This window comes from Anaerobacillus sp. 63XJN7_4_ISO-PGPR-S23-413, assembly GCF_056173725.1.
Genome location: NZ_CM149688.1, coordinates 1,465,050 through 1,487,069, shown reverse-complemented (window position 1 = coordinate 1,487,069; position 22,020 = coordinate 1,465,050). Strand labels below are relative to the sequence as shown.

Here is a 22,020-nt window from a genome sequence, read left to right as displayed (position 1 = left end):
GATAAAAACAATGTCAATCGTAAAGAAAACACCCTTAGGTTCAAGAGTGTTTCAACTGTTCATCTATTTTTTCATGAAGATATTTTGTAGCCTGATCGAGGTGCTTCAAAGCTTCACCAGGAAATTTATCAACATCTTTAGCTCTTTTTACATGTCCATATAAAACGAGATCCTGAGAATTCATCACAATATCGAGAACTTCTCTACCTACCTCATCTTTATTTTGATCCATGTGAATAGCTGTTTTGTACTCTCTCACTACTTCAGTTAGAATTTGTAACCTCTGCAAATCCATGTATACTCATCCCTTTACAGTCATTAATCCTATTTAAGCGTACCATGAACGACTCAGAATGAACACCAAAGCTATTCAATGAAACGGAGTAAATCGCCATAGATCACTTGATCAGAATAATCTAATTCATCTTGAACCTGACCAAAATAGCGAGCACATTTGTTTCGATTGGTTTTTGAACTTGTTTCTTTGTTATAACACGTATTTTTAGTATAGATAAGATTCTCTGTCACAAAACTTCCATCCCTGAAAATAACGAGGTCTTCTCGTTTTTTCGAGAATAGGCTTGTGCCAAAATTCAAACTTGTGCTTTCTTCTACGCCTAACAGCTCTAATATTGTCGGCTTTAAATCAACTTGTCCTCCAACTGTATCAATCACCTTTCCTTCTTCACCTGGGACGTGAATGATGAGAGGCACTTTTTGTAGATCGACATGTTCAACAGGACCTATTTCTTCACCTAGATAGTCGCCAAGAGCTTTATCATAAGTTTCAGATAACCCATAATGATCACCATAAAGAACAAAAATGGAGTCTTCATATAAACCGGCAGCTTTCATTTCTTCAAAGAAAGTCTTTATCGCTTCATCCTCATAGCGAACCGTTGCATAATATCGGTTTACTACTTCTTCCGGCGTCTCCGGCAGTGAAATCATTGTATCCTTTTCTTCTAATAAGTAAGGAAAATGATTTGTCAGCGTAAGAAATTTTGCCGAATATGGCTGATCCAGTTCTTTTAAGTAAGGAATTGATTGCTTGAAGAATGGGATATCCTTCAAACCGTAGTTAATGGAATTATCGTCACTCACTTCAAAATCCTTTTTTGAATAAAAACGATCGTAACCAAGCGTTTCATACATTTCTGACCGATTCCAAAATTCTCGATCATTTCCATGAAAAGAAGTTGTCGTATACCCCTCGTCATTTAATGCCTCAGGAAGTGAGAAAAACTCATTCTGTGGCTTTCTTACGAACACAGACCCACCGGAAAGTGGATACAAACTGTTATCAATCATAAATTCAGCATCAGACGTTTTCCCCTGTGCTGTCTGGTGATAGAAATTGGGAAAGAAAAAGCTTTCTTCCTTCAACTTATTTAGATAAGGTGTTGCTTCTTCCCCATCGATACTTTCATCAAGCATAAATGCTTGCGTAGATTCCAAAGAAATAATGATCAAATTTTTCCCTTTTGCGATCCCTTCATAGGAGGAAGATTTCAATTCCTTTTTCTCAACATAACTTTCGATTTCTGATAGTTCGGTATCATCCGCAAACGCACTATTAATGGATGTAAACGAGTTATAGCCTATATCATAAATATGGTATGTGTAGGCACCTAGTGACTTAACAAATAACTCTCGATCATATGATTTTTCAAATAGTAATGGATGCATAATCAACGCCAGTCCAGCTGTTCCTACTAATACGGCGACACCAGTAAGCGCCGTTCTTTTTCGTAGTTTCTCTGATAAAGGGATCTTATGTAAATGATTTCGTTTTAGGATCCAAAATAAGATGATGGAGTCGAACACGATGAGCGGATCATATAAATTCAACAGCTCAACTGTACTTTGACCTAGCCCTCCAACATTACCGAATTGAAAAAGAACAGGAACGGTAACAAAGTCTATGTAGAAACGATAATATAAAATATTACAATAAAGTAGAGCTGATAAAATAAAATAAACTGCTAGTATTAGGCCTGGTTTTGACTGCTTCCTAAAAAGACCTATACCTAGCAGTAATACGATTGACCCTATTGAATTAATGAAAAGAAACATTTCTTCGCCAATTCCGCTCAACGAAAACGAAAATTCAAATCGATAAACAAGGTACGTTTTTAGAACAAGTAATCCTACTAATAATAAATAAAAATGCCACACTGACTTTACTTTTCTTCTCTCTGCTTCCATCTGTCACACACCCCTTATATCTCCCTAACATAAATGAACTCTTTCTTTCTTTATTTACCACCAAAGGGGGATAACCAAACTACCGGCAAATCCCTCCTCTCTAAAGACGAATGAATAATCAAGAAAGTTTCATTTTAATAGGAAAAAACAAGGGCGATTACTCCAAACGCAATAAGAAAAAGTCCAATTGTGACACAAGAAATCGTTACAACCCACCACGGTATTGAATCAAGAGCTTTCGTTTCAATAAAAAAGAAAATACTTTCTTCTTTATCTGTTGCTTCAGATGCCCTTGCATGACCCGCCGTATCCGATTTCATAGCCTCAAGACGATGAAACAAATACTTGGGGCTTCCTACCAATACAACACCAGCAATCCAGAATATCACAGCTATCGTCCAACCCATTGCATATCCGCCTTTCCAAAATGCTTATTTGTTCAGTAGTATGAACGACTTCATCAAAAAAAACACCTCTAATCTAGAGGTGTTCTAATTCAGAATCCGTTCTGGTTTTGTATAAACATTGAAGCCTTCATGGCGAATAAACCCTACTGTTGTAATGTTAAGATCATCCGCTAATTGAATGGCAAGCTCGGTGGGAGCCGATTTTGAGAGCAGTACACCAATACCCATCTTGGATAGCTTAATAACAACTTCTGATGAAATTCTCCCGCTAAACGCAACGCTAAGATCAGAAGGATGAAGATGATGACGGAGTACGTAACCATATAGCTTATCAAGAGCATTATGTCTTCCAATGTCAGTACGTGAAGCCACCATTTCCCCATTTTTGAAAATGGCCGCGTTATGAACACCACCAGTCGATTTAAACGTAGCTGACTGCTCTTGCAACGTTCTCATATTAGCAAGACAAACGGAAGCCGTTAATTTAGGTGCCTTCATAATCGTCCGAGCCGTTTTTGAATCACTTTTTAAATAAAAATGTCTACTTTTTCCACAGCATGAGCTAATGACGCGCTTTGTATATGTATCAGACGTTAATGAACCTTGAACAGCAGCTTTTACATTTACAATCCCTTGTCCATCATTAAAAAGCATTTCTTCCACATCGTGATAAGATCGAATCACCCCTTCTGAAGCGAGAAATCCAATGACCATATCTTCTAAATGATCAGGTGTACAAACAAGCGTTGCGAATTCAGTATGATTAATTCGAATCGTGATTGGTTTCTCAAGAGCAATCACGTCTTCCTTCTCTTTAAATTTCCCACCTTCATACCGTGTGATTTTGCGTTCAGTCGTATGTTTGAATTGTTTCTCCATGATTATCCACCTATAAATGACATTTCAATCTTGTCTCTATTTAAAACACTTTCCTCTGTTCGCTCATCTGAATAGCGATCATGTCGACCGTTCCAGAGATTTGTTAGCATCGTCCGTAATTCGTCATCTGTCGCTCCATTACGAAGCGGATTTCGTAAGCTCATTCCTTTCGAAGCAAACAAGCAAGTGTAAAGAGCTCCATCAGCTGAAAGGCGCGCTCTTGTACAGCTAGAACAAAACGAATCACTGACAGATGAAATGACACCAATTTCACCAGATCCATCTTCATATTGATAGCGGCTTGCTACTTCGCCAAAGTATGCAGCATCAACAGATTTAAGAGGAAAAGTCTCTGCTATTTGATCAATAATATCTTTCTTATTCATCACATGATCAAACTTCCATCCATTTGAATTTCCTACATCCATATACTCAATAAAGCGAACGATGTGCCCGCTATTTTTAAAATACGAAGCCATTGGAACGATCTCGTGATCGTTAACTCCCTTTTGAACGACCATATTAATTTTAACTTGAAGTCCTGCATCGGCTGCAGCCTGAATGCCTTCGAGAACAGGTTTTATCTTAGTTCCTCTCCCATTCATTTTGCCAAACGTTTCATCATGAATGGCATCAAGACTAACATTCACCCTAGTGAGACCTGCCTGCTTTAATTTTAATGCGCTCTTTTTTAATAAAGAAGCATTCGTTGTTAAAGCTATATCATCAAGACCTTTAATTTGTGATAGCATACCAATAAGGACATCGAGATCCCTTCTAAGTAGCGGTTCTCCGCCAGTCAGACGAATCTTCTCAACCCCCATCTCAACAAATAACCGAGCGAGACGAGTAATCTCCTCAAATTGGAGAAGGCTCGTTTTAGGAAGAAATTCATAATCTGGACCGAACGTTTCTTCAGGCATACAGTAACGACAGCGGAAATTACAACGGTCCGTTACCGATATACGAAGATCTCTTAAAGGACGTTTCAGTTGATCGTATAATAATGTTTCAGTTGACATGAACCTCGCTCCTTTCAAACAGTTGTCATGTGCTAATCGTAACGCTTCAGGGTACTTTTTTCCAGTTATAACTTATCCGATTCATAAGTAGTTTTTAAAAATTCTATATTCATAATAAAAGAGCGCCGCTTTTTCAGCAGCACTCCTTATTATTATTGTTCCATACCTGGCATTTCTTTTGCTTGTGAAATAACTTCCTCAGGAACCTTCACTTCTTCAATTTCATTGTACTTGTCATAAGTGGAGTTCATCTCCATAATGGTGGAAATTGTTTCGCCTTCCATGCTCATTTCACTGTCCATCTTCATGTCCATTTGAACAGGGAGATAGCTTTCCTTATCGATCGCGTATGTGTATTCCACATTGTTCACTTTCATTTGATCCATGGCATCTTCCATCATTTGATTTTGTGAGCCCATGTCTTCAGCTGTTTTCTCCATCAAACCTTGAAATTTCTCACCCGAAGCTTTCAATGTCATCACATAAGTATCATCTTCTTCTGATAAAGTAAATTCATCGACATATTCTTTGAGCATTTCCATTTGTTCAGCTGGATCAGCTTGAGTTTCCTGAAGAGAAAGAAGCGTATCTGTCATTTCATCAGGGAATTTCATCCATTGCTCACCCTGCTTCATAAAGAAACCTTCTTCAGTAAAGTATGATTCCATTTGCATTGTTTCACCATTTGCTGTCATATCGATCATTTGATGAAAAGCAATAGGATCCATCACCATATCAGCGTCAATCACGCTATTAATATCCATCTCTTCTTCACCTGAACCAATACTTTGCGTCATATCCGCATTCATATGGAAATTCTTAATCTCTTCTTGAGCCGCAATTGACTTCTCAAATACTTCCTGAGCGTCAATTCCTTTATCAACGCTTACTTTGCCTCCGGATTCTGTTGTACCACTACACGCTGCAAGAATAAGCATCAGTGCACTAAGAATCGTGATCATTCGTAACTTCATCTCACCACTCCTCCATAGTATTCATTCTACTAATAATACGAATGAGCGAGAGTGAAGTTTCATAAAAGAAAAATAAAACTGGTATATTCCGCCAGTTTAACTAATTGATTTTGTATAGCGATCTGCAACGCTGCTTGCCCCATATGAGTCGGGCTTGATTCTAGCAATATAGCCAACAGAAGTTACCCAACCTACAACTTCCTGTATGATTTTACGCGTTTCCCCTTGCTTTCCAACATCGAGATGAATCTCAATCGGCCAGGTTTCTAATAGCGTTGAAAATCCTTCATCCTTTAACGATTCCATGAGCTCAAGACTCATTTGGGTTTCTTTATAAATGCGATGCCTGAGCTCATGAATCGGCTTGTGTTTTACTTTTCGATAGAAAATGCGTGCTCCTTTGCCGACGCGATGGATAATGAGGGCTGTCACAAACTGTGTCGCTTTCCGGCTTGTCTGCGAATCTGTTCCAATCACAATGCGATATGTTCCTTTAGGATCTTCTTTCGTATAGCTTTCAATGAGTTGAGTAAGCTGTTCAACCGTTACTTTTCCAGCTGTTGGACTAATAAAATCCATGAAGGTTCCCTTCTTTCATTAGGATAGTAGTTAGTACTATGTTTATTCATAAGCTGAAAAATATGTACGAAGAGAACAGAAATTACTAACGATTGTATAGGCTATGGTCTTCGATTTGCCCGTTCTTCTGATGAATAATCAATTCAGATGGACGATTCTCATCACATAATGACCTTCCATACTGATACGCTTCTGCTTTTGTTTCAAAAGTTTTGGTTGCTTGTTCTGCCCCCTCTTTCTTGATCTCCCATGAACCGGTTTTTCCGCTCTGTACATGATAAATGGTTTTCATCCTTTATTCCTCCTTGCTATCTCTCATTCCTTCCTAAGATGTAGAATAAACCTTACTATGTTCTAGAAAACTGGAGAACCTTCGCTGGTTTTTTGTCATGTAGCTTAGTAATTGTCTTATAGCCTTCTTTTTCTTTCTGATAAAATGTATTACTTGAAATTGGTCTTTTAGCAGACCATTGAATTGAAGCAGGATTTTGCCACGTATCATGCGTAATTAATTCCTGTTTATAATAATAACTATTCCCACTTATATAACGCTCGCAAATGTAGCGCACTGTATGTTTTGAATGCATTCGATCACGTTTCCTTTCTTTTCAGTATAGATGGACTTGTTGGACCCCATTGTATTAGAAAATAATGCAATAAACGAACAGAACCTCTCCAGACAAAAACAACCGCAGCTAAGCTGCGGTCTTCTTATTATTTCCCATCTTTTAGAAGAATAACATTTAATGGGGGGTCTCCATCCAATAAGCCAATGGCGATAGCTGTGTAGTTCACACCTGCTTCAACAGGTAAGTTAGGAAGATCAAGAACAGCCTTATCAGATCCTGCGGCTCGAACTTCTAAATTGTATGTCCCGGGATCGACCATTTGATATTCAGAGTTTTGGGTAAAAGCGAGATTCTTAATAAGAGCATCTCCATCCTTCACCCCAATATCAACAGCTGGAGCGTTCGGTGAAGCATGTACAGCTCTCAATCCCGATTTTTCTCCTGAACCTTTTTGATCTTCTAATACTTTAAGGGCAAGGTTCTCAAGTTTACCGATCGCAAGTACGGAATAGTTTTTTCCTGATTCCACAGTTAATTTTTGTTCAAGGGCCGGTTTACCTTCCCCGTTAGCAGAAGAGGCAAAAATTTGAATCGTCTTCTCACCAGGTGTTAAAGCAGCATAATCTGTCACATCTTTAAACGAAACCTTTTCAAAAGCAGGTTGACCATCTACATAAATATCGACAGACGGCGCATCTGGTGAAGCATGAATAACACGCACATTGGCATCACTTTTCTCAGCTGCAAAACCCTCAGGAGAAAGCACGACAAAAAGCGCTAGCATGAATAGTAAATTCAACATCCATTTCATTATAAAAACTCCCTTCTATTCATTTGTTAACCTGCCTATTTTTTACTGAAAGATATAAATTATTCATTTGCTGATCCAACGTCATATGACTTATTAAAAAATTCTTATAGGTGGTTTTGTTACTGAATAATAGTTTAGATGCAGAAGTATTTTTATAATTTAGAGCTTTTAAGTTTGCTACGATGCAGGCGAAGTATGCGGTAAATAGACCAAAGCTAGAAGCTTTGAACATACGCTATTGTTCCGCATACAGTAATAAGTGAAATCCATTAATAAGGATGTGAAAAAATGCCGGCAATCGTTGGAGCTATTAAAGTCAATTCCATTGGAAGCAGCGGTGTTTTCCACGTCGGCGATGTATTTATTGTGTCTCCAACAAGTGCAATACGCACCTTTGCGGGCGGCGGTTCGTTTAATACAGGCGATGGCTTAAACGTAAATAGTAATTACAGCGTCACTACCGTTAACGATAGTGATATTGCTGACCAAAATGTTGTTGCGAATATTTAGCAGGGCATTCACCTAATTTTGCTATCGAACATACGATAGTGTAAAGTCTTCTATCCATCGGACCATAAAGATATTGAGTGATACCTGGTTGGATTACCTAAGATTTGGGGAGTGACCCTTTATTGGTGGAATAAACATTTTGATACGGGAGTTGATTGTCAATGTATCCAACCGATAATTTCTATGCGATCTTGCAACGGATGCAACAAAACATTGAACAACAAAACAATCGAATCAAAATGCTTGAAGATATGGTGGATGATTTAAGAAATAGCTGCCATGAGTTATCGAAAGCTCCTAAAACCAACATTGAGAAAATCGAATATAAATTTGATCAATTAAAAATTGAAAGGCTTGATGGAACGTTAAATATTGGCTTAACTCCAAACGGAGGAGCTGATGTTCTGGATGACTTTACAGTAAACGGGGGAAATGGAATGAACCCAAGCAACATACCTCCGGAAGCCATTCAATCCATTCAGCAAAACATTCATTCCTACATGAAAAAAGGAGCTATCCAACATCTAGGGGAGTTAGAGAAAAAATATCAGTATCCTCTTGATGATCCTTACCGTCACTTCATCCTAAATGATATTCAAAAACAGCTAGATCAGCGCATTAACTATTATGTTAATCAACAATCCAACCGTTCGCCTGAGTCAAGCACAGAGCAACTAGTCGAAGAAGTAACGAACAAATTAAAGCGAGACATTACTAATGGCATGGAGGCTTTTCTAAAAAACTTACCTGGAAGGACTGATTCCAAATGAAATATACCGTCATAAATCGAGGACTTTCAGTAGGGCATATTAATATTACAGCTGTAGCAAGTTCTTCTGTGTTTCTTGTAGGAGACACAGAATCTATCGTCTGCTCATCTATTTTCGACACACCGCCGGAATCGTTAATTATCTCAGCTCCATTTGTTCCATTAGCGTCATCATAAGGGGAATTTCCTATGAATAGTCGATCCTCCCTCGTCAATTGGATCCTTGTTTCGTCAGTGGATAGTTCAGCAGTTGTGCAAATTGGTGACAGCAATCAAGTGACTCCCGAGACTAAAATTTATGCTTTACAGCGTGAATTTCCTATTTTTAATGGGAATGAAGTAGAAGATTTATCAGAATATCCGATGTTTTCCCAACTACTACCTCTCCCGCTGCTTACTGAGAACATCGAGCAATGCACTATTCACGAAAACCCCATTATTAAAGTTGGGAGCATTCGCGTCATTGGGATCGCTGCTTCCTCCGTTTTACAAGTTGGTTCTACAAGACAGATTAAGACGGAGGCAAGGGTGAAACATAATCGCGAATATTTGTCTAATCCTTACGATGATGAAGAATAAATTGAACGGATCCTTTATTGATCACATACTATACTTTATAACAACTCAAAGGGTGTTCAACAATGCCTTCAATCGTAGGACCAGTTAAGATAAATAGCGCGGGTGGAGTAGTAAACTTCGGGGATAGTTTTAACACAACACCAAAATCAACTTCAAAAACATACGCTGGTTCAGGTGCATTTAATACAGGGGATTTTCATGTCGTGAACAACGGATTTAGTTTAACGAATTCACTAGACCCGGATGTTGCGGATGAAAACATTACCGCAAACAATTAGGGAGCTGAAGATTCGTGAATTTCTTTGTGAACCAAAACATCGTTATTCATCAGCTTAGAGTCGAAGGAATTTCGAATTCCTCAGTCCTGCAAATTGGGAGCGCTGGTATTATAAAACCACTATCAAATCTCTATAATACAGGTGGATACACTGAACCTGCTCCTGAACTATCTACAGCCCAAACTTCTGAATTAACACCATTTGTCCCTCTTGCTCCCCCAACATAAAAAAACCGCCGACGGCGGTTTTTTTTTCAGTCGAACGTGATCACAACTCTTCCATTAATATCGCCATTTTCTAGACTCTCAAAAACTTCGTTAATCTCTTCTAGTGGGCGAGTCTCAATAATTGTTTTTACTTTACCTTCAGCTGCAAATTGCAAAGCTTCCATTAAATCTTTTCGCGTGCCCACGATCGATCCAATGACCTTAATGCCATTTAATACTGTATCAAAAATCGGTATCGGCATTTCTTCAGGTGGTAGTCCAACAGCAACTACGGAGCCTCCTCGTCTAACTGCCGCATAAGCTTCACTAAAAGCAGGCTTAGAAACAGCTGTACAAACGGAAGCGTGCGCTCCACCAACCTCTCTTTGGATAAATTCAGAAGAATTCTCTTCAACTGGATTAACAATAAGATCTGCACCTAGTTCTTTTGCAAGTATTAATTTTTCACTGTGCGTATCAACTGCTATAACGTGAAGCCCCATTGCTTTCGCATATTGAACGGCGACATGCCCTAATCCTCCGATACCATAAATAGCCACCCACTCACCAGGCTTAGCCTCAGTTACCTTTAAAGCTTTGTAAGTGGTAACGCCGGCGCAGAAAATAGGAGCTACTTCTTCAAAACTAAGACGATCAGGAATTTTGACAGCATAATCTGCATCGGCTTTACAATATTGAGCATATCCTCCATCAACTGAATAGCCCGCATTCTGCTGTTCTTTACAAAGTGTTTCACGTCCCGTTAGGCAGTATTCACAGTGACCACAAGCGGAATAGAGCCATGGGACACCCACTCGATCTCCTATCTTCAAGTGCGTAACGCCTTCCCCTACTGCCTCAATAATACCAGCTCCTTCGTGACCAGGGATCAGCGGAAGTTTTGGTTTAACTGGCCAATCACCATGGGCGGCATGTAAATCGGTATGACATACACCACATGCTTTGATGCGTACTAATATTTCTCCGTGTCCAATAACAGGCTTTTCTACTTCCTTTACTGAAAGTGGCTCTCTAAAGGCATGTACAATTGCTGCTTTCATAATGAAAACCTCCATATGATGAATTTTCATTTCCTTCTTCATCATAATGGAGGTTCATTCTATAAACTGTTAAATTGGTCACAGTTTCAGGATATTTGCAGTATTTTCTACTTTTCTGTTGTTTCTTTTTCCTTCGATTGATTCGCATCAGCTGATGAAGTTTCTTTCTCTTCAGAAGTTTGACTTCCACTTTGATCAGAAGTGTCCGATGTGTCACTAGTGTTTTCTTCCGAATCACTTACCTCGCTATTTTCACTATCATTTGCAGAGTTTTCATTTGTTTCTTCACTCGTGCCCTCATCATTTCCATCAGCGGGAGGGTCATTATTTGAACCTTCTTGATTACCTCCCTCTTCTGCGTCACCCGTATTACTTGGGGTTCCTTCATTACCGCCATCATTATTGGTATTCTCTTCATTACCAGTGTTAGCATTAGCATCATCTTCGCCGTCTTCTGAACTGTCAGCTTTAGTATTAGCAGAGTCATCCGTTACAGGCTCTTCATTTTCTTCGGACTGATCAGTAGGTTCTTGTTGTTCTTGTTCGTCTGATCTTTCCGGTTCTTGAGGCTCTTTTGGTTCTTTCTTTTCTTCCGGCTTAGCCTTTGGTTCCTCTTTTATGGACTCATCCTTCTGCTTTTTCTCTACTTTATCCTCTGACTTCTTTTTATCATTGGAATTATTGGAATTCTTCTTAGTAGATTCTGTAGATGTATCGTCTTTCTCATCTTTTTCATTTGATGAAGTTTTCTTTTTTGGTTTTGGAAGTGGTGCTTTTTTCGGCTCTTCTCCTTTAAAGTAAAGCTCTTTAATTATACTAGACGAAGGTGTTGCCTTATTTGCACGTAAGCCTGTTGTCTTATCAATTTCAATCTCTTCAACTGAATCCGGCTTTTCAAATGAGGCGGTTTCTTTATCCTTCGATACTTCACTCATGATGTGACGGAAAAGCAACTTCGCAATATCATCGTCTTCTTTATGAATAAAGGAATTTTGAGTCGTTTTATCATATCCAGTCCAAATGGAAGCAGTATAGTTAGACGTGTATCCAGAAAACCAGGCGTCTGATACACCATCACCGTTAATACCATCATCAAGACTTGTCGTGCCCGTCTTACCGGCTACGTCCAAACCTTTAATTTTCGCCTGCATGCCAGTTCCTTCTTCCACGACCGTCCGGAGCATGTCTGTAATCATGTAGGCAGTTCCTTCACTCATCGCTTTTTCAGATTTAGAAGATAGCTGGTGCTCCTTACCATTCGGGTATACTACTTTTTCAACACTATAGGGCTCATGGAAAGTTCCGCCTGAACCAAATGCGGCATATGCGCCTGATAGTTGTAGAGGAGAAATTCCTCCAGCAAAACCACCGATAGCATAGGCAGGATACGTTTCATCAATTGAAATGCCAAGTTTTTTCGCAAATGCTTGAGCTTCTTCGCCCCCCACTTCCATAAATGCTTTAATAGCAGGAATATTATAAGACCACTGAAGTGCTTCTCGTATAGAAACACTGCCCTGAAACTCGTCGTTCCAGTTACTAAATTCTTTACCGTTTAACTCAAGTTCTTCATCAATAAACTGTTGATTCGTTGACCATTTTAGATTTTCAATTCCAGGAGCATAATCAAGAATTGGCTTGATCGTGGAGCCTGGGGACCGTTCTAATTGAGTGGCATAATTAAATCCTTTTTGCACATCATCTTCACCCGTTTGACGATTTCCACCAATAGCCTTAATCGCACCGGACTGAGTGTCAATTAGGGAAACCCCTGCTCTAAACTGCTCATCTGGGTATTCAACAACTTTATTTGTGGTAAGTGCTTCATCTACAATCTGCTGAGCATTCTGATCAAGCGTCGTATAAATTTCTAATCCCCCTGAATAAAGGGCGTTTTCAGGAATGCCAGCTTTCTCAAGATCATCAATGACCTGATCGATAAAAGCATCGTTGGTTGTCGACTGACTTTGTTGATCCACAATTGAATCTTCTACAGGAACAGAAGCTGCTTCTTTCCGTTCTTGTTCAGAGATAAATCCATGCTGCTCCATTAAACTTAGGACAGTAGCTCTTCTATCGCTTGCAATGTCCGGATGTTTGTATGGATCGTATCCTGATGGCCGCTGAGGCAAACCTGCTAATAATGCAGCTTCCTCTGTTGATAACTCTTCAAGTGACTTATTGAAGTAGGTATTCGCAGCTGTTGCGATTCCATATGCCCCTTGTCCAAAATAGATTTTATTTAAATACATCTCAAGAATCTCTTCTTTGGAATACTGTTTCTCTAATTCCATCGCAAGGTAAGCTTCCTGAACTTTGCGTTTCACTGTCTTATCAGGCTCTAAAAGCATGTTCTTAACAACTTGTTGCGTAATCGTGCTCGCACCTTCTGCTCCAAACCCATCTTGAATATTGGCGACGACAGCTCCGCCGATTCTTTTTAAATCCACTCCATTATGTTCCCAGTATCTTACATCCTCAACTGCAATGAAGGCATTTACAACATGTTCAGGGATTTCATCAAATGAAACGATATTTCGATGCTCTTCGCCTACGATGTCTGTAATTTTATTTCCTTCTGCATCATATAAAGTAGATGATTGCGGTAAACTTAGTTTATTTTCTTCAAGCTTTGGTGCTTCATTAATATAGGCGTAAGTTTGATAACCCCCAAACGTTAATACAAAAACCATCAAGAAAGCACCTATTAAAAGGACATTCCTAGCAAAACGTTTCCCTTTTTTTCGACCTTCTTGCTTACCTGTATGTTGTTCTTCATTGATATTTTTCCCCATTATGATCCCCCTTAGCGTCAAACTCCATAGAGAGGTGTTACCCAAATGTTTCATATTAAAAACATTTATTAAGAGATTGAAACAATTTGTTAACAAGATTCATATAGTAATAACGTCTAGAAAGGAGTGAGTGGATTGTCAGTAAAACTGCTTGAGTGGGGCTCCCAATTCCGAAATCACATTTTAGAAGGTAACCTCCATGAACGAGTAAACTCTTCTCTACTTATTCAAACTGAAGAATGGTTAGCGGCGGTTCAGGAAAATGTCGATGTGAATGGGTCAAATGAAGAAGACCTATATAAGATGGCCAATTCGTTATACAAGCAGTGGCGTAACTTACAAGATTCATCCGTTCCTATAGGAGGACATACCTTACCTTCTCTGCCATACAAATACAATGCACTCGAGCCTTACATTAGTGAAAGAATCATGAGGCTGCATCATGACCTTCACCACCAAAGCTATGTAGATGGGTTAAACAAAGCAGAACTTGAATTACAGAAAGCAAGACAACAGGATAACTATGCTCTCATAAAACATTGGGAACGTGAATTAGCTTTCAATGGAGCTGGGCATTATCTTCATACTTTATTTTGGAAAATCATGAGCCCAGACGGTGGGAAGCCAGAGGGAGAAATTTTACCTGAGATTCAAAAGAGCTTTGGATCATACAACCAATTCAAGCAACAATTCACAAATGCTGCTGCTAAAGTAGAAGGGTCAGGTTGGGCCATTCTTGTCTGGTCACCTGTATCAAGAAGACTTGAAATTCTTCAAGCTGAAAAACACCAAAACTTAAGCCAGTGGGATGTCATCCCTCTTCTAGCTCTTGATGTTTGGGAACACGCTTATTATTTACAATATGAAAACAACCGAAAAAACTACATCGAAAACTGGTGGAATGTCGTTAATTGGAAGGAAGTTAACAAACGATTTCGTAAAGCTCAAAATGTAAAGTGGAATTCCTTCTAAAAAAGAAAAAACAATACTATAAGCTAAAATAAAGAAAAAAAGCAAAGGGTTCTCCCTTTGCTTTTAATCCTATTCTCTATATGGTCCATATGGCGGTCGTCCGCCAGGATAACCCGGAGGGCCATATCCTGGTGGGCCATATCCTGGTGGGCCATACCCTGGAGCTCCGTATCCCGGCTGTCCATAACCTGGAGGGCAATATCCCGGACCAGGACAGGGATATCCGGGTCGTGGACGAGGATATCCACCATATATACCCGGTATTAATAAAACTCCTAATAATCCTCCGGCAAGACCTCCGGCAAGCCCACCTGCAAAACCTCCAATAAACGGATACGGCCGCTGGTAGTCATACTGTCTCAGTCCATAATAATTCCTTGTGTCAGGATAAGCACTATAAAAATCCCCCTGAATGGGGAGATAATGGTTCATGTGTCTCCTCCCTTTCCTTTTGGCCATCATGATAGTTGCCTACATTATAGGGTATGAGGAGTTTCTCAATCGGGAAGGGACATTAGCGGAGAAATCATAATTCTTACTGCCTATGCTCTAGGCCAATATACGCTTACCCATACAACAAAAACGCCAGAAGCAAATAGATACAGCTCTGGGGTCTGCGATATATACGCAAAATAGTCAAGAAGACTATGACCAATAATAATCAGATTGAGCTCTAGAATTAACGTAACACCACCTGCAACCGACAGACCAAACCCGATTAGAAAAGTGAAGAATCGAATAATCATTGTTTATAGGCATTTCTTCTCTGATTCATATCGGCCTGTCCCTCCTCCTTCATTTACTAACCATCGTATTTCATACTTGAGGAAATTATGCTGTCCAAGACGTTTTACTTTTGTTTTTTTTGTATACATGCTAAAACAAAAAGGCAACATAATTTTAATGAGAAGGAGGAGTTAGCATGATTGAAAAGGTCGAACAGGCGGTGCAACAAAATTGGGTCCCTTCTTTTAAGTTTGAAAAGAACGAGTCGACCCCATTCACACCATTCACTAAAGACCTTAGCAAAGCGAAAGGCGCTATTATTGCTACTGGTGGTGTATATGTAAAAGGGCAACAACCATTTAATGATAACTTTGGTTTGGGTGATCCTTCTTACAGAGAAATTCCCGTAAATACAGATCTCAATAATGTATCATTTGCTCACGAGCACTATGATCACTCAAAAGTGATACAGGATGCCAACATCCAATTCCCTCTTGATACAATGAAAGAACTTCAAGAAGAAGGAAGAATTGGAGAACTCGCTGAAAATCACTATGGCTTTATGGGATATATCCCTACACCTCACCCACTCAAAACGGTTACAGCACAAGAGGTGGCTCAGAAGTTATTGAAGGAAAACGTAGACTTCGCTTTGTTGGTGCCTTCCTGACCAGTCTGTCAACAGTCGGTCGGTCTGATCGCACGCATATTAGAAGAACACGGAATCCCAACAGTTTCCTTGACAATGTCTAAAGAAATAAGCGAATACGTTAACATTCCACGCTCCCTCTACAACCGTTTTCCAATGGGCAGCGCACTAGGACAACCAAACAACAGAGAACAGCACAAACAAGTTCTCAACAAAGCCCTCGACCTCCTAGTCGAAGCCAATGAAGGCGGAATAGTAGAAGAATCAGGAATTAAGTATAAATAATGAAAAGCGGAAGCCTCCGATTAGCCTCGACAAGCGCTGGAGCCCTCTAAAAAGAACACGCTCTTTGTGTTCATTTTAGAGGGTGAAGCGATCGAGAGGCTGGCCACTGCAGCTAGACACGAAAAGCGGAAGTGGCCGGTTAGGGTCGAAAAGCGCTGGAGCCCTACAAAAAGAACACGGTCTTTGTGTTCATTTTGTAGGGTGAAGCGATCGAGACCCTGGCCACTGCAGCTAGACACGAAAAGCGGAAGCCTCCGATTAGACCCGGCAGGCACTGGAACCTTTTCATATGAACACGGTCTTTGTGTTCGGATGAAAAGGTGAAGTGACCGAGGGTCTGGAGGCTGCAGCTAGACATCGAAAAGCGGAGACGAGCGGTTAGAAACGAAGATATTGGAGCTCTTGAACTAGAACACGCCCTTTGTGTTCTGGTTCAAGAGCGAAATATCGCAGTTTCTGCGAGTCGCAGCTAGACATGAAAAGCGGAGCGGGCCCGCCTAAATCCGCAGTATGTTGGAGCCCTTTCGAATGAGACGCTTTTTGTCTCAATCGAAAGGGCGAAACAGCCGGAGGATTTGGCCCGCGCAGCTGGACATGAAAAACGGAAGCCTCCGTTTAGACCCGGCAGGCACTGGAACCTTTTCATATGAACACGGTCTTTGTGTTCGGATGAAAAGGTGAAGTGACCGAGGGTCTGGAGGCTGCAGCTAGACATCGAAAAACGGAAGCCTCCGATTAGACCCGGCAGGCGCTGCAGCCTGATCTAAAAAACCGATTTCGCGGAATTAATCCTATTTCCGCGGATATATTTGGATTATCGCGGAATTGTGATCACTTTTCGCGGAATTCAATGAATTATCGCGGAAATAAGTGCCTTTCACTCTAATACTACCGATGTCTAGCAGCTTTTCTGACCCACTTCCACTATTTAAACGAATCCCACACAAAAAACCGGCTGAATTCAGCCGGTTTTTTCTCTTATTTCGTTGAAGTAAACTGCTCTTCCTCCGTGGAACCCTTTAAAGCAGTCGTTGACGAAGTTCCTCCTGTAATGACCTGAGACACAGCGTCAAAGTAACCCGTTCCAACTTCACGCTGGTGTCTTGTCGCAGAGTAACCATCTGCCTCACTAGCAAATTCAGCTTGCTGAAGTCTTGAATAGGCAGCCATTCCATTATCTTTGTAGTCTCTTGCAAGTTCAAACATACTGTGGTTAAGAGCATGGAAACCAGCAAGCGTAACAAATTGGAACTTATAGCCCATCTTACCTAATTCACGCTGGAATTTAGCGATCGTTTCATCATCGAGTTTCTTTTTCCAATTAAATGAAGGCGAACAGTTGTAAGCTAGTAATTTTCCAGGAAAACGTTCATGAATGGCATTTGCGAATTTCTGAGCTTCCTCTAAATTAGGTTCAGACGTTTCGCACCAGATAAGGTCAGCGTATGGTGCATAAGCAAGGCCTCTTGCAATCGCCTGATCAAGACCTGGTTTCGTATAGAAAAAGCCTTCAGGAGTGCGTTCCCCTGTTAAAAACTCACCATCGTATTTATCAACATCACTCGTAATTAAATTCGCAGCGTTAGCGTCTGTTCGCGCAATGATTAACGTTGGCACTCCCATAACGTCTGCTGCGAGGCGTGCAGAAATTAAATTTTTAACAGCTTGCTGTGTTGGCAGAAGAACTTTACCTCCAAGGTGCCCGCACTTTTTCTCTGATGAGAGTTGATCTTCAAAATGTACTGCTGCTGCACCTGATTCAATCATTGATTTCATAAGTTCGAACACATTCAGCGCACCACCAAAACCTGCTTCTGCATCAGCAACAATTGGAACGAACCAATCACGTTCATGAATTCCTTCCGAATGTTCAATTTGATCCGCCCTTTGAAGAGCTTGATTAATTCGCTTTACGACTTGTGGAACACTATTTACAGGGTATAAGCTTTGGTCTGGATACATCTGCCCCGACATATTTGCATCTGCGGCTACTTGCCATCCGCTTAAGTAAATGGCTTTTAAGCCAGCTTTCACCTGTTGAACAGCCTGGTTACCAGTAAGGGCACCTAGCGCATTGACGAAGTTCTCTTCATTCACAAGTTTCCAGAGTCGTTCAGCACCTCTTTTCGCAAGAGTATACTCGATTTGAACGGATCCTTGTAATTTCAAAACTTCTTCAGGTGAATATGGGCGTTCAATTCCTTTAAAACGGTCCTGGTTCCAGTTTTCTTGAAGTGTTTCTGCTGTTTGCTTTGTCATCATTATTTCCCCCTGGATATGTTGGTATTTGGTCATGCTTCTTTCTTAGATCACTTTCGAATGATTCAAGCTATCAAATGCCGAGTACTCATGCCTCATTTTCCAAATCTGATTCGGTTCAGGCATATAGTGATTCCAAATCGCCTTCATCATTGGAATCAGATTAGTATCTGTGATGCACTTTCCATCAAACCCTTCAATTACTTCCCGTGTCCCCCGTCCAAACATTTCCCCATTCACATTTCTCTCATCATCGCGATCTTTATTTTTCATCATCTTTTCTTCCACAATGACATGTGTCTTTCGCTTATGTCCTACGCTAATCACAAACCGCGTTAAATCGTTTATGCTCTCAACACCTTCAGATTCAAAATGAAGACCCGCGCAATGATCACGTAATTCATAAAGTATTTCCTCAGTCTGGTTCATATTGTTTTGATCAATTGTGACAGTGGCCTTGATCGTTCCTTGAAAGAGATTCATTTCCTTTTCTGTGAAAGAAAAAATGTTATTCCAATAGCTAGCTTCTCGATAAGAAGAAATTCCTTTCAAACAAACATATGGAGCAGAACCATGCTTCAATAATTCAGTCGTATTATGAAAAACATAAAGTCCAAAATCAATAAGGTTAGCTGGAATTTCTATACCACTATAGTTATCTTCATTCTTTCTACTGTTTACTGCGATCATGAAGGCCGTAGGATATACATTCTCTTTAACTCGTTCTTGCTGAATAAGTCCTTTTAGATTTTGCGCTGCTCCCATACGCTGATCATAAGACATTGCTTCATCCGAAAAGTCTGCAATAAGTACATTTGCCCCAGCATTAATTGTTGAAGCACCATTTACAATGTCGATAATGGATTGTTTCACGATGACTCTTCGATCTTGTAAATCTTTCCGAACTGGTTTAACTTCCCAATTCGCTTCACGGATTGATTTCGTTTCAGGTAAGAGAATTTTTTGTTCAAAGAAATCTTCTCTGTTTAATTCTGCTTGCATTAATTGCTGTATTGACTGTGAATGACGTTGAAGATTTTCTAGAAACACCATCGCTTCAAGAGTTAGTAAATGGTTTTTTTGATCGTAAGCGCTTTCTAAAGTTTCATCCAGCACAACATCCCCTCCTATTCAAGTCTGCCGCTACTGTTGCAGCGATGACATCCCACACATCCTTCACCTTCACAGTGGTGACACCCTTCATTTTTTCTTTCTTTTCCATGACAATGCGGACATTCCAATTCACCATTTCCATAGCACGTATAACAATCCATTTTTGCTTCCCTCCATCTGTTATAATACAATTTATTTTATTTGTTAGTATTATATAACAACTTTCCAAAAAGGTTCAACCTTTTTTTAGAAAATTAAAAAAACCTGTGAATTGCACAAATCACAGGTTATATATTCTATATTTCTTGTAGTAAGTTATAAAAAATACAAAAAACACGTGCTTTTGCACGTGTTTTAAGCTGTACTCATACAGTTTGTTTTTTCCACAGTTCTTTCATACCCTGAGCACGTTTAATCCCACTAATTGTCCCTAAATGAAGATTTTCATGATTCATTAAAAACAGAATAAGTTCTCCTACTGTTTCAAGTGTAAGGTAGGAACCAATAGAAAATTCACTTTGAAGGGACTCGCTCAGTTCTCCTTCTAACTCACTTATTCTTTTATTCTGCTCGATTAAGTAATGCTTTATCTCAGTAAGTGACGGCGGCTCTTCCGTCCAATCACCAGGTCTTGTACCAGCTTTAAATAATGCGGAATAGTTTATTGGAAGGCTCTTCTCCATCACTGTAAAACGATCTAAAACAAATTCTGCAGTGACAAGTACATGGCCTAAATTCCATCGCACTGTGTTCGTAAAACCCTCAGGAAGAACATCTGCTTGCTCCTCTGTAACAGCATCAAGCGCCTGGAGTGTTCGATATCGCCAAAAAGTAAATTGTTTTAGTAATTGAGCATCTTTCATTCAATCTCCACCTTTCATTATTAATAATCATTCGTGCCACAAAACTAAATTTCCTATGAATCTATCATTATTGAGACAAAATTTTTATATCTTCTTCATTTCCCGCATCTCGTGCATAGTCAATTGCAGTATACCCCTCTTCATCTTGCATAGCGGGATTTGCCCCAGCTGCGAGGAGTAGATTATACATTTCATTCCGATTATAAGGTTCCATATAAGCAGCATAAATAAGAGGCGTCCAGCCATCAATGTCCGCCATGTTTGGATCAGCACCTGCCTTTAATAGACGATTCACTTTAGAAACATAGCCATTTTGAACCGAAATCATTAAGGCACTTGTCCCATATAAATCAACGGCATTTGGATTCATTTCACGATCAAGGAGCGCTTGAAACATCTTATCATTTTCTGAATGCTCAGCTGCATAATGTAAAGCATTCCAGCCATCTGAGTCAGTTGCTTCAAGATCAGCCTTATCTATAAGAGACTGAAAGGCGAGATCATCTTCATTAATTATGGCTTCCATAAGAGGTGTCACGCCAGTAGCCTCGTCAAATAACGCAAACTCATCTTCGAATGCTGATGAGATCGAAGGAATAACAACTTCTACTGCCATTACGGCTGTTCCTATTCCACCGATAAAGAGCATAAGCATAATTAGTGAAAGGATTACTAATTTCTTACGAGGAGCAGGAAATGGAGTCTTTTTCCTCAGTTCCATAAACGACTCTACAGCAGCAATTCTTTTCGGTAAAGGGGGATGAGTTGAAAGCCATTCGCTTAACCAAACAAAAAAACTCTTCTCAGATTGAAGCTGTGTTATATAAGCGTCTTTGTTCACACTCTGGTATAGCCGTTTTCCAACGGCAAGAATAATTAAACCATTTGCTGCCCTCTCGCCACTATTTATGTAGTAAGCTCCCATTCGGTCACACGTATATTCACACGCTCTAGAATAAGCAGATCCAAGAAACGGAATCACATTTCCAGGTAAAAGCAGAAGTTGTTTTAAAATGTGATTTCGTTTAATGTGGGCGAGTTCATGAGCAATAATAAACGTAACTTCTTCTTCAGCGTTTTCTTCAATTAACTCAAAAATATCAGAATAAAGAATGACCATGTTCCTACCTAGTAACCTTGTTGCAAATGCATTCAGCATGCCTGCCGACTCAATGACATAGACGTCTGGAACGTTCTCGATCTCCATTCGTTCACATAAATCACGTACTCTCTGATCGATATGTGAATACTGGTATCCCGTTATTTTAACGCCATTACTACGAATGTTTCCTATAAACAAGCCGTGACTAAAAAAAGATATAAACCATAAAACGCCAATAATCGCCATTCCAATTACTGAGAAAAACAGAACTACATAAGTAAGTATGCTAAAGACAAGGAGAACAATAAATAGAGATGTTTCTGAAGTGGTTGTTAACTGCTTCGAGTCATTCATTCGTACTTCACATATTTCCTTTCACATTGGATTATGTTCAGTATACTGAA

At 39.8% G+C, this 22,020-nt stretch carries 28 protein-coding genes; 9 read left to right on the top strand and 19 right to left on the bottom strand.

The genetic code is table 11. From position 1 onward, the window contains the following. Window positions 1-40 precede the first annotated feature (40 nt). The 10 genes from AC0VYO_RS08110 to AC0VYO_RS08065 all read right to left on the bottom strand — a co-directional run bounded on the left by AC0VYO_RS08110 (window position 41) and on the right by AC0VYO_RS08065 (window position 7,449). Window positions 41-295, bottom strand: a complete 255-nt coding sequence (locus tag AC0VYO_RS08110; RefSeq protein ID WP_194221112.1) for a hypothetical protein — start codon at window positions 293-295, stop codon at window positions 41-43. A 71-nt stretch (window positions 296-366) separates the two neighbouring features. Next, complete coding sequence (locus AC0VYO_RS08105; protein ID WP_430242181.1) at window positions 367-2,208, bottom strand: LTA synthase family protein; 1,842 nt, start codon at window positions 2,206-2,208, stop codon at window positions 367-369. A gap of 134 nt (window positions 2,209-2,342) precedes the next feature. Beyond that, entirely contained in the window at window positions 2,343-2,615 is a 273-nt protein-coding gene (locus AC0VYO_RS08100; protein WP_226612478.1) for a hypothetical protein, read from the bottom strand. 84 nt (window positions 2,616-2,699) lie between these two features. Continuing rightward, window positions 2,700-3,494: a formate dehydrogenase accessory sulfurtransferase FdhD gene (gene fdhD / locus AC0VYO_RS08095; protein WP_475368833.1), complete on the bottom strand. Its 795-nt coding sequence runs from the start codon at window positions 3,492-3,494 to the stop codon at window positions 2,700-2,702. A gap of 2 nt (window positions 3,495-3,496) precedes the next feature. After that, window positions 3,497-4,516: a GTP 3',8-cyclase MoaA gene (moaA, locus tag AC0VYO_RS08090; RefSeq protein ID WP_475367134.1), complete on the bottom strand. Its 1,020-nt coding sequence runs from the start codon at window positions 4,514-4,516 to the stop codon at window positions 3,497-3,499. Window positions 4,517-4,668: 152 nt separating this feature from the next. Continuing rightward, window positions 4,669-5,490: a DUF6612 family protein gene (locus AC0VYO_RS08085; protein WP_475368832.1), complete on the bottom strand. Its 822-nt coding sequence runs from the start codon at window positions 5,488-5,490 to the stop codon at window positions 4,669-4,671. Window positions 5,491-5,586: 96 nt separating this feature from the next. Then, window positions 5,587-6,069 carry a ribonuclease H-like YkuK family protein gene (locus AC0VYO_RS08080; RefSeq protein WP_430242190.1) on the bottom strand — a complete coding sequence of 161 codons (483 nt, stop codon included), beginning with the start codon at window positions 6,067-6,069 and terminating at the stop codon, window positions 5,587-5,589. Window positions 6,070-6,154: 85 nt separating this feature from the next. Next, complete coding sequence (locus tag AC0VYO_RS08075) at window positions 6,155-6,361, bottom strand: DUF2188 domain-containing protein (protein WP_475368831.1); 207 nt, start codon at window positions 6,359-6,361, stop codon at window positions 6,155-6,157. A 55-nt stretch (window positions 6,362-6,416) separates the two neighbouring features. Next, complete coding sequence (locus AC0VYO_RS08070; protein WP_475368830.1) at window positions 6,417-6,656, bottom strand: hypothetical protein; 240 nt, start codon at window positions 6,654-6,656, stop codon at window positions 6,417-6,419. A 127-nt stretch (window positions 6,657-6,783) separates the two neighbouring features. Then, on the bottom strand, window positions 6,784-7,449 hold the full coding sequence (locus AC0VYO_RS08065; protein WP_430242195.1) for a DUF4397 domain-containing protein: 666 nt from the start codon (window positions 7,447-7,449) through the stop codon (window positions 6,784-6,786). 288 nt (window positions 7,450-7,737) lie between these two features. Between AC0VYO_RS08065 and AC0VYO_RS08060 the strand changes: the two genes are divergently transcribed. The 6 genes from AC0VYO_RS08060 (at window position 7,738) to AC0VYO_RS08035 (ending at window position 9,812) form a co-directional block, all read left to right on the top strand. Beyond that, a complete protein-coding gene (locus AC0VYO_RS08060; protein ID WP_194221102.1) occupies window positions 7,738-7,959 on the top strand; it encodes a spore germination protein in 222 nt (73 codons plus the stop codon). A gap of 161 nt (window positions 7,960-8,120) precedes the next feature. After that, window positions 8,121-8,729: a spore germination protein GerPC gene (gene gerPC / locus AC0VYO_RS08055; RefSeq protein WP_430242197.1), complete on the top strand. Its 609-nt coding sequence runs from the start codon at window positions 8,121-8,123 to the stop codon at window positions 8,727-8,729. Continuing rightward, window positions 8,726-8,905 (top strand): spore gernimation protein GerPD, encoded by a 180-nt coding sequence (locus AC0VYO_RS08050; protein ID WP_194221100.1) that lies wholly within the window; start codon window positions 8,726-8,728, stop codon window positions 8,903-8,905. The genes gerPC and AC0VYO_RS08050 overlap by 4 nt, the downstream gene beginning before the upstream one ends. A gap of 12 nt (window positions 8,906-8,917) precedes the next feature. Then, window positions 8,918-9,307 (top strand): spore germination protein GerPE, encoded by a 390-nt coding sequence (locus tag AC0VYO_RS08045; RefSeq protein WP_430242199.1) that lies wholly within the window; start codon window positions 8,918-8,920, stop codon window positions 9,305-9,307. Window positions 9,308-9,369: 62 nt separating this feature from the next. After that, window positions 9,370-9,585 carry a spore germination protein gene (locus tag AC0VYO_RS08040; protein ID WP_194221098.1) on the top strand — a complete coding sequence of 72 codons (216 nt, stop codon included), beginning with the start codon at window positions 9,370-9,372 and terminating at the stop codon, window positions 9,583-9,585. A 14-nt stretch (window positions 9,586-9,599) separates the two neighbouring features. Continuing rightward, window positions 9,600-9,812 carry a spore germination protein GerPB gene (locus AC0VYO_RS08035; RefSeq protein ID WP_194221097.1) on the top strand — a complete coding sequence of 71 codons (213 nt, stop codon included), beginning with the start codon at window positions 9,600-9,602 and terminating at the stop codon, window positions 9,810-9,812. 26 nt (window positions 9,813-9,838) lie between these two features. Here AC0VYO_RS08035 and adhP read toward each other — a convergent pair whose 3' ends face one another. Together adhP and AC0VYO_RS08025 are read right to left on the bottom strand one after the other, a co-directional pair. Then, window positions 9,839-10,852, bottom strand: coding sequence for an alcohol dehydrogenase AdhP (gene adhP, locus AC0VYO_RS08030; protein WP_475367132.1), 1,014 nt, complete (start codon window positions 10,850-10,852; stop codon window positions 9,839-9,841). 107 nt (window positions 10,853-10,959) lie between these two features. Continuing rightward, window positions 10,960-13,647 (bottom strand): transglycosylase domain-containing protein, encoded by a 2,688-nt coding sequence (locus tag AC0VYO_RS08025; protein ID WP_475367131.1) that lies wholly within the window; start codon window positions 13,645-13,647, stop codon window positions 10,960-10,962. A gap of 180 nt (window positions 13,648-13,827) precedes the next feature. Between AC0VYO_RS08025 and AC0VYO_RS08020 the strand changes: the two genes are divergently transcribed. Beyond that, window positions 13,828-14,619: a superoxide dismutase gene (locus AC0VYO_RS08020; protein WP_475367475.1), complete on the top strand. Its 792-nt coding sequence runs from the start codon at window positions 13,828-13,830 to the stop codon at window positions 14,617-14,619. Between the two features lie 69 nt (window positions 14,620-14,688). Here the strand turns inward: AC0VYO_RS08020 and AC0VYO_RS08015 are convergent, their stop codons facing one another. Both AC0VYO_RS08015 and AC0VYO_RS08010 read right to left on the bottom strand, forming a co-directional pair. After that, complete coding sequence (locus AC0VYO_RS08015; protein ID WP_475368829.1) at window positions 14,689-15,051, bottom strand: hypothetical protein; 363 nt, start codon at window positions 15,049-15,051, stop codon at window positions 14,689-14,691. Between the two features lie 110 nt (window positions 15,052-15,161). After that, the gene (locus AC0VYO_RS08010; RefSeq protein ID WP_430242204.1) at window positions 15,162-15,365 is read right to left on the bottom strand and encodes a YuzI family membrane protein; all 204 of its coding nucleotides are present in this window, start codon (window positions 15,363-15,365) and stop codon (window positions 15,162-15,164) included. Window positions 15,366-15,541: 176 nt separating this feature from the next. Here AC0VYO_RS08010 and AC0VYO_RS08005 point away from each other — a divergent pair, with 176 nt between their 5' ends. After that, window positions 15,542-16,015 carry a glycine/sarcosine/betaine reductase selenoprotein B family protein gene (locus AC0VYO_RS08005; protein WP_194221092.1) on the top strand — a complete coding sequence of 158 codons (474 nt, stop codon included), beginning with the start codon at window positions 15,542-15,544 and terminating at the stop codon, window positions 16,013-16,015. A gap of 75 nt (window positions 16,016-16,090) precedes the next feature. Continuing rightward, a complete protein-coding gene (locus AC0VYO_RS08000) occupies window positions 16,091-16,279 on the top strand; it encodes a hypothetical protein (RefSeq protein WP_475367130.1) in 189 nt (62 codons plus the stop codon). A gap of 978 nt (window positions 16,280-17,257) precedes the next feature. Here AC0VYO_RS08000 and aceA read toward each other — a convergent pair. The 5 genes from aceA to AC0VYO_RS07975 form a co-directional block, all read right to left on the bottom strand. Further along, window positions 17,258-18,538, bottom strand: coding sequence for an isocitrate lyase (gene aceA / locus AC0VYO_RS07995; RefSeq protein WP_475368828.1), 1,281 nt, complete (start codon window positions 18,536-18,538; stop codon window positions 17,258-17,260). A gap of 45 nt (window positions 18,539-18,583) precedes the next feature. Further along, entirely contained in the window at window positions 18,584-19,654 is a 1,071-nt protein-coding gene (locus AC0VYO_RS07990; RefSeq protein WP_475368827.1) for an aldolase/citrate lyase/malate synthase family protein, read from the bottom strand. After that, window positions 19,644-19,793 carry a hypothetical protein gene (locus AC0VYO_RS07985; protein ID WP_475368826.1) on the bottom strand — a complete coding sequence of 50 codons (150 nt, stop codon included), beginning with the start codon at window positions 19,791-19,793 and terminating at the stop codon, window positions 19,644-19,646. The genes AC0VYO_RS07990 and AC0VYO_RS07985 overlap by 11 nt, the downstream gene beginning before the upstream one ends. A gap of 223 nt (window positions 19,794-20,016) precedes the next feature. Then, window positions 20,017-20,514: a DinB family protein gene (locus tag AC0VYO_RS07980; protein WP_475368825.1), complete on the bottom strand. Its 498-nt coding sequence runs from the start codon at window positions 20,512-20,514 to the stop codon at window positions 20,017-20,019. Between the two features lie 67 nt (window positions 20,515-20,581). Next, window positions 20,582-21,970 (bottom strand): M48 family metallopeptidase, encoded by a 1,389-nt coding sequence (locus AC0VYO_RS07975; RefSeq protein ID WP_475368824.1) that lies wholly within the window; start codon window positions 21,968-21,970, stop codon window positions 20,582-20,584. Between the last annotated feature and the right edge of the window lie 50 nt (window positions 21,971-22,020).